Source organism: Clostridium sp. CM74B_53, assembly GCF_036318045.1.
In the GTDB taxonomy this organism is placed as follows: Bacteria; Bacillota; Clostridia; order Lachnospirales; family Lachnospiraceae; genus Pilosibacter.
On sequence record NZ_JAWQDE010000021.1, the window covers coordinates 1 to 12,740 of the forward strand.

Annotated in this window: 16 protein-coding genes; all 16 read left to right on the top strand. The window is 47.5% G+C overall.

The genetic code is table 11. The features are described from left to right. Nucleotides 1-365 precede the first annotated feature (365 nt). A complete protein-coding gene (locus tag V2546_RS14065) occupies nt 366-1,463 on the top strand; it encodes an ABC transporter ATP-binding protein (RefSeq protein WP_329752661.1) in 1,098 nt (365 codons plus the stop codon). Between the two features lie 221 nt (nt 1,464-1,684). Further along, entirely contained in the window at nt 1,685-2,773 is a 1,089-nt protein-coding gene (locus V2546_RS14070; RefSeq protein ID WP_118321381.1) for a PucR family transcriptional regulator, read from the top strand. A 3-nt stretch (nt 2,774-2,776) separates the two neighbouring features. After that, on the top strand, nt 2,777-3,463 hold the full coding sequence (ftsE, locus tag V2546_RS14075; protein WP_215701824.1) for a cell division ATP-binding protein FtsE: 687 nt from the start codon (nt 2,777-2,779) through the stop codon (nt 3,461-3,463). Further along, the gene (locus V2546_RS14080; RefSeq protein ID WP_118321379.1) at nt 3,453-4,367 is read left to right on the top strand and encodes a cell division protein FtsX; all 915 of its coding nucleotides are present in this window, start codon (nt 3,453-3,455) and stop codon (nt 4,365-4,367) included. The genes ftsE and V2546_RS14080 overlap by 11 nt, the downstream gene beginning before the upstream one ends. A gap of 13 nt (nt 4,368-4,380) precedes the next feature. Next, nucleotides 4,381-5,613: a peptidoglycan DD-metalloendopeptidase family protein gene (locus tag V2546_RS14085; protein WP_329752662.1), complete on the top strand. Its 1,233-nt coding sequence runs from the start codon at nt 4,381-4,383 to the stop codon at nt 5,611-5,613. A 141-nt stretch (nt 5,614-5,754) separates the two neighbouring features. Beyond that, complete coding sequence (locus tag V2546_RS14090) at nt 5,755-7,152, top strand: S41 family peptidase (protein ID WP_329752663.1); 1,398 nt, start codon at nt 5,755-5,757, stop codon at nt 7,150-7,152. A 503-nt stretch (nt 7,153-7,655) separates the two neighbouring features. Next, entirely contained in the window at nt 7,656-7,973 is a 318-nt protein-coding gene (gene rpsJ, locus V2546_RS14095; protein WP_015553845.1) for a 30S ribosomal protein S10, read from the top strand. 222 nt (nt 7,974-8,195) lie between these two features. Next, nucleotides 8,196-8,831, top strand: a complete 636-nt coding sequence (gene rplC / locus V2546_RS14100; RefSeq protein WP_117503172.1) for a 50S ribosomal protein L3 — start codon at nt 8,196-8,198, stop codon at nt 8,829-8,831. Between the two features lie 27 nt (nt 8,832-8,858). Continuing rightward, a complete protein-coding gene (rplD, locus tag V2546_RS14105; RefSeq protein WP_117470152.1) occupies nt 8,859-9,479 on the top strand; it encodes a 50S ribosomal protein L4 in 621 nt (206 codons plus the stop codon). Continuing rightward, complete coding sequence (gene rplW / locus V2546_RS14110; RefSeq protein ID WP_117470153.1) at nt 9,479-9,778, top strand: 50S ribosomal protein L23; 300 nt, start codon at nt 9,479-9,481, stop codon at nt 9,776-9,778. Before rplD ends, rplW begins: the two co-directional genes overlap by 1 nt. Before the next feature lie 75 nt (nt 9,779-9,853). Beyond that, nucleotides 9,854-10,699, top strand: coding sequence for a 50S ribosomal protein L2 (gene rplB / locus V2546_RS14115; protein WP_117470154.1), 846 nt, complete (start codon nt 9,854-9,856; stop codon nt 10,697-10,699). Nucleotides 10,700-10,717: 18 nt separating this feature from the next. Further along, nucleotides 10,718-10,999, top strand: a complete 282-nt coding sequence (rpsS, locus tag V2546_RS14120) for a 30S ribosomal protein S19 (RefSeq protein ID WP_015553840.1) — start codon at nt 10,718-10,720, stop codon at nt 10,997-10,999. 29 nt (nt 11,000-11,028) lie between these two features. Then, on the top strand, nt 11,029-11,415 hold the full coding sequence (gene rplV, locus V2546_RS14125; protein WP_015553839.1) for a 50S ribosomal protein L22: 387 nt from the start codon (nt 11,029-11,031) through the stop codon (nt 11,413-11,415). 12 nt (nt 11,416-11,427) lie between these two features. Beyond that, nucleotides 11,428-12,084 (top strand): 30S ribosomal protein S3, encoded by a 657-nt coding sequence (rpsC, locus tag V2546_RS14130; RefSeq protein ID WP_015553838.1) that lies wholly within the window; start codon nt 11,428-11,430, stop codon nt 12,082-12,084. Next, the gene (gene rplP / locus V2546_RS14135) at nt 12,084-12,521 is read left to right on the top strand and encodes a 50S ribosomal protein L16 (protein ID WP_015553837.1); all 438 of its coding nucleotides are present in this window, start codon (nt 12,084-12,086) and stop codon (nt 12,519-12,521) included. Before rpsC ends, rplP begins: the two co-directional genes overlap by 1 nt. After that, on the top strand, nt 12,511-12,720 hold the full coding sequence (gene rpmC / locus V2546_RS14140) for a 50S ribosomal protein L29 (RefSeq protein WP_021905521.1): 210 nt from the start codon (nt 12,511-12,513) through the stop codon (nt 12,718-12,720). Before rplP ends, rpmC begins: the two co-directional genes overlap by 11 nt. Nucleotides 12,721-12,740 lie beyond the last annotated feature (20 nt).

Consider the following 12,740-nt stretch of genomic DNA (forward strand, 5'->3'; position numbering starts at 1 on the left):
AGGGATGCCTGGGAATGAACTGCGTTTATAAAGAATGGCATCGAAAACGTGACCGATTTCGATGCCATTTGGGCATAAAGCAGGGCTGCCGCCCAGCAAAAAATATTTGCTAATGCGACAGCCCCTTTTTGGTAATTTTGATAAGAAATTAACTAACCGTCTGTCTGTTTTTATGGAAAAAGGGCATATTTTTCAAAAAGTCTGAGTGGTCCTATGGAATATGCATGGAAAAAACGCATTTTTTTTGTGGAATAACCATATGGAAAAACATGTACTGTTTGTGTATGATGGATACAATAGATATAACAATAGGTTAAGTCTGCAATCCTGCAGATGAATATATCATACAGATCAGGAGGAAATTGATGTCTGGTTTAGTGTTAAAAAATATCAACAAGACGTTTCCGGGTGACCAGCAGGCAATCCGGGATTTCAATCTGGAAGTGAAGGATAGGGAATTTCTGATCTTGGTGGGACCGACGGCGTGCGGAAAATCGACGCTGCTTCGGATGATCGGCGGACTTGAGGAGATCACTTCAGGCAGCCTGCTGATCGATGGGATCGACATGACGGACACGGATCCGAAAGAGAGAAACGTCGCGATGCTTTTTAAGAACAGTGTACTCTATCCGGGAATGAGCGTGGAGGAAAATCTCATGTTTTCACTCCGGATGGCAAAAATGAACCCGGCGGAGATCGAGAGAAGAGTGGAAGAGACTGCAAAGATCTTAAATCTTGGGGAGACTCTTGACAAGATGCCGGAAGAACTCTCAGCCGCTGATACATATCGTGTCCTTCTCGGACGTGCCCTGATGCGCCGCCCGGGGATCCTGCTCCTGGACCGCACGATCGCGGAGGCGGATCCGGATGTTCAGGAAGTGATGAGAAAAGAATTTGCGAACATCAACCGTGAGCTCGGGATCACAGTGATCTACGCGACAGACAGCCAGAAAACGGCAATGGCGCTGGGGACAAGGATGATCGTGATGAACGAAGGCGTGATCTGCCAGGAAGACTCCGCACAGAATATCTACAACCACCCGGGCAGCCTGTTTGTTGCCGGATTTTTCGGAACACCGCGGATGAACTTATCCATCGCGAAGGTGACGGAGGAGAACGGCAGTGTTGTCCTGAAGTTTTCATCAGGAACAATCCCGCTCTCAGAGAAAAAAGGAAATTTCCTCAGAGAGCTCGGCTATGTGGGCAAGGAGGTCTTTACAGGTGTCCGCCCGGATAAAGTCGCTCCGGCAAAGAACGGAGAGAACGGTGAGATCACGGGGGAACTCATCGGAGGCGAGGAGATCGATGATGCGCCGTATATCCGCTTCCGTGTCGGTGAGAATGAATTCCTGGCAAAGGCGGAAGGCGGAGAAAATCTCACCGGAAAGAAGATGTCCTTCAAAATTTCCGGCGACAATGTGTACCTCTTCGACAAAGAAACAGAAAAAATCATTGCAGAATAACCAAAATATCAGGCAGGCCGGTCCTTTTACGGGGATCCGGTCTGCTTTTTTAGTGAAAAATACAAAAAAATTCTTTTCTTTTTTGTGATTTTGCATTAGAATAAATGTGAATATGTCCATGCCTGCAACGATTGCCATTCATCCCGAAAGGAACTGCAAACCGTGGAACCTGAGGAGAAAGGTACTGGATCGTCGCGATACTGTGAAAAGGAGAGGACGCTATGATTTCAAATCAGATTTTACAGTCGAATATCGAAGGACTGAAAGAGATTACAAGAATTGACCTTTGCGTCTGTGATGTGGAGGGAAAGGTCCTGGCTTCCACATTCGAGCATGCGGAAGAGTATGAAAGCTCCATACTCGCGTTTGTGGATTCTCCGGCGGACAGCCAGGTGATTTCCGGTTATCAGTTCTTTAAAGTGTTTGATGAGCACCAGCTTGAGTACATCCTGCTCGCAAAAGGCGGCAGCGATGATGTTTATATGGTAGGCAAACTGGCAGCGTTCCAGATCCAGAATCTTCTGGTGGCCTACAAGGAAAGATTCGATAAAGATAACTTCATCAAGAACCTTCTTCTCGACAACCTTCTTCTCGTTGATATCTACAACCGCGCGAAGAAGCTCCATATCGAGACGAATGTAAAACGAGTAGTATATCTGATCGAAACAAAGAATGAAAAAGACAACAATGCTCTGGAGACGATGCGGAGCCTGTTCTCTACAAAGACAAAAGATTTCATCACGGCTGTCGATGAAAAGAATATCATCCTCGTCCGCGAGGTAAAGCCGGGTGAGACTTACGAGGATCTTGAGAAGGTCGCGAACACGATTCTGGATATGCTGAACACGGAGGCAATGTCCAAGGTGCGCATCGCGTTCGGTACGATCGTCGGCGAGATCAAGGATGTCTCCCGCTCCTACAAAGAGGCGAAGATGGCTCTCGACGTCGGAAAGATCTTCTACAGCAGCAAGAATGTAGTTGCTTACTCGAACCTTGGTATCGGACGTCTGATCTATCAGCTTCCGCTTCCGCTCTGCCGGATGTTTATCAAGGAGATCTTTGACGGGAAGAACCCGGATGAGTTCGATGAGGAAACACTCACAACGATCAATAAGTTCTTTGAGAACAGCCTGAATGTCTCCGAGACATCAAGACAGCTCTACATCCACAGAAATACGCTTGTTTACCGTCTGGATAAGCTCCAGAAGAGCACCGGCCTGGATCTGCGCGTATTTGAGGACGCGATCACCTTCAAGATCGCCCTGATGGTTGTAAAGTACATGAAGTACATGGAGAATTTGGACTACTAAATTATGATAGAAATTTCAAAACTGACAAAGACCTATGACAGGGGTACGAAAGCCCTGCGGGATGTGAACATCACGATCGATGATGGGGAATTTGTCTTTATAACCGGCCGGAGCGGCTCCGGAAAATCCACATTGATCAAGATCCTCTTGAAGGAAGTGGAGCCGACTTCCGGCCGTGTTGTCGTTAATGACATGGACCTCGTGAAAATGCCGAGAAGATATGTTCCGAAATACCGCAGACGCCTTGGTGTCGTATTCCAGGATTTCCGTCTTTTAAAAGATAAGACAGTTTATGAGAATGTGGCATTTGCCCAGAGAGTGATCGGAGAGTCCAGCCGGACGATCCGGGAATCTGTTCCGCATATGTTGAAGATGGTAGGTCTTTCTTCCAAATATAAGTTTTTCCCGCACCAGCTTTCCGGCGGAGAACAGCAGCGAGTGGCGATCGCCAGGGCTCTGATCAACCGTCCGGAGATCCTGCTTGCCGATGAGCCGACAGGAAACCTGGATCCCCACAATGCGATGGAGATCATGGGACTTCTGGAAAAGATCAACAGGCGTGGGACAACCGTGATCGTTGTCACGCACAGCCATGAGATCGTGGACATGATGAAAAAACGTGTTATTACGATCGACCGTGGTATGGTGATCCGTGATGAGGAGGAAAGTGGGTACCGTTATGAGGATTAGCACATTCTGGTTCTGCATGAAGCAGGGACTGGTGAATATATGCAGAAATATCTGGTTTTCCCTTGCGTCGACCGCGATCATTTCTGCATGTATTTTTTTATTCTGCGTATTTTTTTCTGTGATCACCAACATCGAGTACATGGTCCGCACGGCGGAGACAACGATGGGGATCACGGTATTTTTCGATGAGAACCTGACGGAGGACGAGATCAAAGACATCGGGGCAAAGATCGAGTCGGATAAGTCGGGAATCATAAAAGAGATCAAATTTGTCTCCGCTGAGGAGGCGTGGGACAGCTTTAAGAGCGAGTATTTCGGGGACGAGGAGGCACTTGCGGAAGGATTTGCGGACGATAATCCTCTTGCGGGATCTTCTTCCTATGAGATCCGCTTAAACAACATCACGGATCAGGACGGGATGGTGGCTTACCTGGAAGGACTTTCCGGAGTCCGCAAGGTAAACTATTCCAACAGTGCGGCAACCGGCCTCGCGAGCTTTAATAAGATCCTGGGACTCCTGTTCGGCGTCCTGATCGCCATGCTGCTCGCCGTTGCGGTGTTCCTGATTAGCAATACGATCTCTGTCGCCGCTGAATTCCGCAAGAACGAGAACAGGATCATGCGGCTCATCGGAGCGACAAATTTCATGATCCGGGCACCGTTTGTGGTGGAGGGAACGATCCTGGGGCTGATCGGAGCGGCGATCCCGCTGGGAGTCATGCTGTTCGTTTACCGCCAGACCGTGGAATATGTGATGAACCGGTTTGAGCTGCTCTCGGGGATCATCCAGTTCCTGCCGATCGGAACCTTCTATCCGACGATGGCGGCGATCGCCCTCGCACTTGGCGGCGGACTTGGATTTTTCGTAAGTTTCTTTACGATCCGCAGAGAGCTGCGCGTGTAGGAGGGAGAGACAAATGAGAAGATCAGGAAAATTTCTGGCTGCGGCCTTGTCTTTTGCCCTCGTTCTCGCGACGCCGCTTTCCGCCCAGGCGACGAAGAGCGGACTGAGTGACGCGAAGAGCAAAAAAACGGCGTTGGAAGCGGAAAAAAAGAAAACAGAACAGGAATTAAAGAACCTGGAAGGACTGAAAAGCGACACGACCGCCTATGTTAAAAAGCTGGATTCCAGCCTGGAATCCATTGGAAATGAGCTTTCAAAGCTGAATGATGACATCGACGCGAAGGAAAAGCAGATCGATACGACAAAGCAGGAACTCTCCGAGGCGAAGGAGACGGAGAAAAGCCAGTATGAATCCATGAAGCTCCGGATAAAATATATGTACGAGAAGGGAGACAGCACCTACGTGGATCTTCTCATGGAGGCGGGTTCCCTCTCAGAGCTTTTAAGCAAGGCGGAGTATATCACAAAAATCTCTTCCTATGACCGGCAAAAACTCGATGAGTATGCCGCAACGAAGGAGAAGATCGCAGAGAAAGAGAAAGCTCTGGAAGGAGAGCATGCTGAACTATTAACTCTTCAGGATGAGACGGAGGCAAAACAGGCGTCCGTGGAGAAGCTTCTCGCCGCGAAACAGACGGAGCTCCAGAACTACGAGACGAAGATCGCTTCCGCAGAAGGTCAGATCTCCGAATATGCGAAGGCGATCGAGGCGCAGGAAAACCAGATCAAGTCCATCGAGGCGGAAATCAAACGGAAGGAAGAGGAAGCGAGAAAGAAAGCCGAGGAAGAGAAGAAAAAAGCTGCTGCGGCAAACAAGGCGGCACAGACGTATAAAACCGTGAGCCTTGGGGACATTAGCTTTACATGGCCGTGTCCGGCGAGCGGACGGATCACTTCGGGATTCGGAAGCCGGAAATCCCCGACAAAGGGAGCTTCTTCGAACCACCAGGGAATCGATATCAGCGCGCCGACAGGAACTTCCATCGTCGCGGCTGCAGCGGGTGAGGTCGTGATCGCGACTTACAGCTCTTCCGCTGGAAATTATGTGATGATCAGCCATGGAGGCGGCGTCTATACGGTTTATATGCACGCGTCCAGTCTTCTGGTATCACAGGGACAAAGTGTGAAAAAGGGACAGACGATCGCGAAAGTCGGCTCAACGGGCTATTCCACCGGATCCCATCTCCATTTCGGAGTCCGGGTGAACGGTTCCTATGTGAATCCGACGAAGTATGTAAGTCCATAGCGGACTTTGACAGAGCTGCGCAGATCATGCGGACAATTCGGATCGTGATAGGCTTTGCTGTACATAATGGATTTCAGACAGCAATGGAAGAGAAAAATCTCCAGACAAAAACAGCTGCAGAAGGATGAAGGAGAGAAGACATTGGAAGAGAAAGAGACAAAAAATAAATTCTGGAAAGGCGTCCTGGTGGGCGCACTTGTGACGGCTTTTGCGGGATTTGCAGTGGTTGGATTTGCAACCGGAATATGGATCATCGGGCGTCGGACTTCGGAGAGTCAGAGCGCACAGACGACCGGAGCGGATGCCAACAAGCTGGATATGAAAAAGATCGAGCCGAAGCTTCAGTACATGGAGGCACTGATCGACAAGTACTTCCTGTTTGATGAGAACATGACGGAGGAAGAACAGAAGAAGAACGGGACAGCGGAGGACTGGATCTATCGTGGGTACATGTATTCTCTGAACGATCCGTATTCTGTGTATTATGATAAGGACGAATATACCAGTCTGAACGAGGAAAATTCCGGTACCTACTGCGGGATCGGCGTTCAGGTCAGCCAGAATGTATATACCGGGATTATCACGGCTGTGAAGGTGTTTAAGGATTCCCCTGCACAGGAAGCCGGAATGCTTCCCGGAGATATCCTCTACAAAGTGGAAGATATCGAGGCGACCGGTGAGGACCTCTCTCTTCTCGTGAGCGATCACATCCGCGGTGAGGAAGGAACGAAGGTCCATCTGACTGTTTACCGTCAGTCCACGGATGAATATGTGGAGATGGATGTGGAGCGGCGCATGGTGGAGAATCCGACCGTGGAGTATGAGATGCTGGAAAACAAAGCCGGATATATCTCACTTTCTTCCTTTGAGGAGGTAAGCTCCGAACAGTTTAAGAAAGCTGTGGATGACCTTACAGCTCAGGGAATGGAAAAGCTGATCGTCGATCTTCGAAACAACGGCGGCGGTGTTGTCCAGGCGGCGAAGGAAATCGCAGATTATCTTCTTCCGGATGGAAAGACCATCGTAAGCTTTAAGGGAAAAGGAATCGATGACAGCACCTACTCTTCCGATGACGGACATGAAGTGGATGTCCCGATCATTCTTCTTGTAAACGGCGAGAGCGCCAGCGCCTCCGAGGTACTGACGGGTGCCTTAAAGGATAACAACTGGGCAACGATCGTCGGAGAGAAGACCTTCGGAAAAGGAATCGCCCAGGGAGTGTTCAATCTCCCGGACGGCAGTGGCCTGAAACTCACAACGGCATACTACTATACCCCGTCCGGTGAGTGCATCCACAAACTCGGCATCGAGCCGGATGTGACAGTCACACTCGACGAGGATTTGAAGTCAAAGATCGAGATCCCGAAGGATGAGGACAATCAGCTGCAGACAGCACTTGAAGTTTTCGATGAAGGCGTCGATGCGGTAAAAGCGAAGATCTCCGCGGAGACCGGGGAGACAGAAGCTGCGAATGATGACTTTGAGGCGAAGGTAAAGGAGAATCTGGAGATCGAGAAAGAGACAGGGGCTGAGAAGTAGGACCTGCGCATTAGATTCTGAGAAATTGATAACGGGGAAAATTGAATATCTACTATATTATATAGAAGAAACAGGATGCTCCCTGAAGCGAAAAGAGGAAAAAGTCACATGAGAATGGATCTGATGCGACCTTTTTCCTCTTTGCTGTTTCAATCTGTGCATGGAAAACTTCGATTTGAACATGCTCCTGCCGATTATCCACAAATTGAAAAAACCCTTAAAAAATAAGCAAAAAAGGCTTGATTTTTAGATTACGATGTGTTATTCTTATCTGGCTGTGACATGATAGCGTAGAAGCGAGAGGTTGCTGCCTGAGAATGGCAGGTGTTCCGTGGAGCGAATGTCAAGTTAGGAAACTGGCGACAAGTCACTGTACCAAATTAACAGCTGCTCAGGGTAAGGGGCAGTAACAACGTGTGAATCGGCATGATACACACGAGACCGTGTACAGTCACCGCTTGTCGTACTTCGATTAAAAGTGCGAAAAGGAGGCGACTTTTTTTATGGCAAGTCAGGTTATGAGAATCACATTAAAGGCTTACGACCATCAGCTGATCGACCAGTCCGCTGGAAAGATCATCGAGACAGTAAAGAAAACAGGAGCACAGGTGAGTGGTCCGGTTCCGCTGCCGACAAAGAAAGAGGTTGTAACAATCTTAAGAGCTGTTCATAAGTACAAAGATTCCAGAGAGCAGTTCGAGCAGAGAACTCATAAGAGACTCATCGATATCGCAAGCCCGAGCCAGAAGACAGTAGATGCACTGTCCAGACTGGAAATGCCGGCTGGTGTTTATATCGACATCAAAATGAAAAATAAATAATTGAAAAATATTTATTTTTCATGCTACTGAAATGTAGCCACTAAAATTAGAAATCCTGAATGGTTCTGATATAAAAGCAACACTACTCATCCTGAAAGGGAATCAACATCATTACAATATGTAATGTCATAGTGTTCCACCTATGTTGGGCTGCTCTAGGATGAACGCACAGAAAATTCTGTTTTGCGTTCCGCTGTAGATTAGTAACAGGAGGTAAAAACAATGAAGAAAGCGATTTTAGCTACAAAAGTCGGAATGACTCAGATCTTCAACGATGAAGGCGTTCTTGTTCCGGTAACTGTTCTTCAGGCTGGTCCGTGTGTAGTAACACAGGTTAAGACAGAGGAGAACGATGGATACAAAGCTGTACAGGTTGGCTTTGTAGATAAGAGAGAGAAACTTGTAAACAAGCCGGTAAAGGGTCACTTCGACAAGGCTGGCGTATCTTACAAGAGATTCGTTAGAGAGTTCCGTTTTGAGAATTCTGAAGAGTATAACGTAAAAGACGAAATCAAAGCTGATATCTTCGCTGCTGGCGATAAGGTTGATGCAACTGCTATCTCCAAAGGTAAAGGTTTCCAGGGCGCTATTAAGAGACTTGGACAGAGCAGAGGACCGATGGCTCATGGTTCTAAATTCCATCGTCATCAGGGTTCCAATGGTTCCGCAACAACTCCGGGCCGCGTATTCAAGGGCAAAGGCATGCCGGGTCAGATGGGTAACAAGAAGATTACCACTCAGAACCTCGAGATTGTCAAGGTTGACGTTGAGAACAACCTGATCCTTGTTAAAGGCGCTGTACCGGGACCGAAGAAGTCCTTAGTAACATTAAAGGAAACAGTAAAGGCTAACAAATAAGCTTTTACAGGAAAGGAGGAAACAGAAATGGCAAACGTATCCGTATACAATATGGAAGGTAAAGAAGTTGGCACAATCGAGCTGAACGACGCTGTATTTGGCGTTGAAGTGAACGAGCATCTCGTACACATGGCTGTTGTTGCACAGCTTGCAAATAAACGTCAGGGAACACAGAAAGCAAAAACACGTTCTGAGGTTTCCGGTGGCGGCAGAAAGCCGTGGAGACAGAAAGGAACAGGTCACGCTAGACAGGGTTCCACAAGATCTCCGCAGTGGACAGGCGGCGGAATGGTATTCGCTCCGACTCCGAGAGATTACACAATCACTCTTAACAAGAAAGAGAAGAGAGCTGCTCTTAAGTCCGCTCTTACAAGCAGAGTAAACGAGAACAAGTTCGTAGTTGTTGACGAGTTAAAGTTCGACGAGATCAAGACAAAGAACTTCAAGGCTGTTATGAACAACCTCAAGGTTTCCAAGGCTCTTGTTGTTCTTGCTGACAACGATCAGAACACAGTTCTTTCCGCAAGAAATATCCCGGAAGTTAAGACTTCCCTTGTTAATACAATCAATGTATTCGACATTCTGAAATACAACACTGTAGTAGCTACTAAGGCTGCTGTAGCATCTATCGAGGAGGTATACGCATAATGGCAAACGTACAGTACTACGACGTAATCCTCAAACCGGTTGTAACTGAGAAGAGCATGAACGCTATGAGCGAGAAGAAATACACATTCCTCGTACATCCGGAAGCAAACAAGACCATGATCAAAGAAGCTGTTGAGAAAATGTTCCCGGGAACAAAGGTTGACAGCGTAAACACAATGAACGCTGACGGTAAGAACCGCAGACGTGGCATGGTAGTAGGCAAGACTGCTAAGACAAAGAAAGCAATCGTTAAGCTTACAGCAGACAGCAAAGATATCGAAATCTTCCAGGGTCTGTAATTTTTGAAACTATGCGGCAACCAAAGCCGCGATACGAAAAATAGAAACGCCAGAAGGCGTTGAAAGGAGTCAGAAATGGGAATCAAAACCTATAACCCATATACACCTTCCAGAAGAAATATGACAGGTTCTGATTTCTCCGAGATCACAAAGACAACTCCGGAGAAGTCCTTAGTAGTTTCTTTAAAGAAGAACGCTGGTCGTAACAACCAGGGTAAGATCACCGTTAGACATCAGGGCGGTGGAAACAGACAGAAATATAGAATGGTTGACTTCAAGAGAAATTCCAAAGACGGAATTCAGGCAACTGTAATCGGTATCGAGTACGATCCGAACAGAAGCGCTAACATCGCTTTAATCTGCTACGCAGATGGTGAGAAGTCCTACATCCTTGCACCGCAGGGCCTTACAAACGGCATGAAGGTTATGAGCGGCGAGCACGCAGAGGCTAAGGTCGGCAACTGCTTACCGTTATCCTTAATTCCGGTTGGTGCACAGGTTCACAATATCGAGCTTTTCCCGGGCAAGGGCGGCCAGATGGTTCGTTCTGCAGGAAACGCTGCACAGTTAATGGCTAAAGAAGGAAAATACGCTACACTTCGTTTACCGTCCGGCGAGATGAGAATGGTTCCGATCGAGTGCCGCGCAACAATCGGTGTTGTAGGCAACGGCGACCATAACCTTGTTAAGATTGGTAAAGCAGGTAGAAAACGTCACATGGGTATCCGCCCGACAGTCCGTGGTTCCGTTATGAACCCGAATGACCATCCGCATGGTGGTGGTGAAGGTAAGACTGGTATCGGCCGTCCGGGTCCGTGCACACCGTGGGGCAAGCCTGCTCTTGGTCTTAAGACTAGAAAGAAAAACAAACAGTCTAACAAGTTAATCGTAAGAAGAAGAAATGGTAAGGCGATTTCATAATCGATAGGAGGTAAAACGATGGCTCGTTCACTTAAAAAAGGACCATTTGCAGACGCTAGCTTACTGAAGAAGGTAGATGCTATGAACGAGGCAGGACAGAAACAGGTTATCAAGACCTGGTCCCGCCGTTCTACAATCTTCCCGCAGATGGTTGGTCATACAATCGCTGTACATGACGGCAGAAAGCATGTACCGGTATACGTAACAGAAGATATGGTTGGTCACAAACTTGGTGAGTTCGTTGCTACAAGAACTTACAGAGGCCACGGCAAAGACGAGAAAAAGTCCGGACGTAAATAATAGATACGCTTTGAAAGGAGGTTCCAGTAATGGCTAAGGGACATAGAAGTCAGATTAAGAGAGAGAGAAATGCCCAGAAGGATACAAGACCGTCTGCAAAGCTGTCTTACGCAAGAGTATCCGTTCAGAAGGCTTGTTTCGTATTAGATGCCATCAGAGGCAAAGATGTTCAGACAGCACTTGGTATTGTAACTTACAATCCTAGATATGCTTCCAGCTTAATCGAGAAATTATTAAAATCTGCAATCGCAAACGCTGAGAACAACAACGGAATGAACGCAGAGAACCTGTATGTGGAGGAGTGCTACGCATCTCAGGGACCGATTATGAAGAGAGTAAAACCGAGAGCACAGGGTAGAGCTTACAGAATCGAAAAGAGAATGAGCCACATCACTATCGTGCTGAACGAGAAATAATAGGAGGCAGTTATGGGACAGAAAGTTAATCCACACGGCATGAGAGTCGGCGTTATCAAAGACTGGGATTCCAGATGGTACGCTGAAGCTGATTTCGCTGACAACCTCATCGAGGATCACAAAATCAGAACTTACCTGAAGAAGAGATTATACAGCGCCGGCGTTTCCAAGATCGAAATCGAGCGCGCATCTGATAGAGTAAAAATTATCGTTTTCACAGCAAAACCGGGCGTAGTTATCGGTAAGGGCGGATCTGAGATCGAGAAGGTCAAAGCTGAAGTTCAGAAGATGACTGCTAAAAAGGTATTTGTAGACATCAAGGAAGTTAAGAGACCGGACCGTGAAGCTCAGCTCGTTGCAGAGTCCATCGCTCAGCAGCTTGAGAACCGTGTTTCCTTCCGTCGTGCTATGAAGTCCACAATGTCCAGATCCATGAAGGCTGGCGTTCTTGGTATCAAGACAGCAGTTGGCGGACGTCTTGGCGGCGCTGATATCGCACGTACAGAGTTCTACAGCGAGGGAACAATCCCGCTTCAGACATTAAGAGCAGATATTGACTATGGTTTCGCAGAGGCAGATACAACTTACGGCAAACTTGGCGTTAAAGTTTGGATCTACAAAGGCGAGGTTCTTCCGACTAAGGGAAATAAGGAAGGGAGCGATAAATAATGTTAATGCCGAAAAGAGTAAAGCGCCGCAAACAGTTCCGTGGAACTATGGCCGGTAAAGCTTTAAGAGGAAATACAATCTCCAACGGTGAGTATGGCCTTGTTGCCCTTGAGCCGTGCTGGATCAAATCTAATCAGATCGAGGCAGCCCGTGTTGCCATGACTCGTTATATCAAACGTGGTGGTAAAGTTTGGATCAAGATCTTCCCGGACAAACCGGTAACAGCTAAACCGGCTGAGACTCGTATGGGTTCCGGTAAGGGCGCTCTTGAGTACTGGGTAGCAGTAGTTAAACCGGGCCGTGTTATGTTCGAAATCGCTGGCGTTCCGGAGGAAACAGCAAAGGAAGCTCTTCGTCTTGCTATGCACAAACTCCCGTGTAAGTGTAAAATTGCTTCCAAGGCAGATTTAGAAGGCGGTGATAACAGTGAAAACTAATAAGTATGTAGAAGAATTAAAAGCGAAAACCGCTGCAGAGTTAAATGAAGAATTAGTTGCAGCAAAGAAGGAGCTCTTCAACCTGAGATTCCAGAACGCAACCAACCAGTTAGATAACACAAGCAGAATCAAAGAGGTTCGCAAGAACATCGCAAGAATTCAGACTGTTATCACAGAGAAGGCAAGAGTTGCTAACTAATCCCGTATCGGTGAAGAACC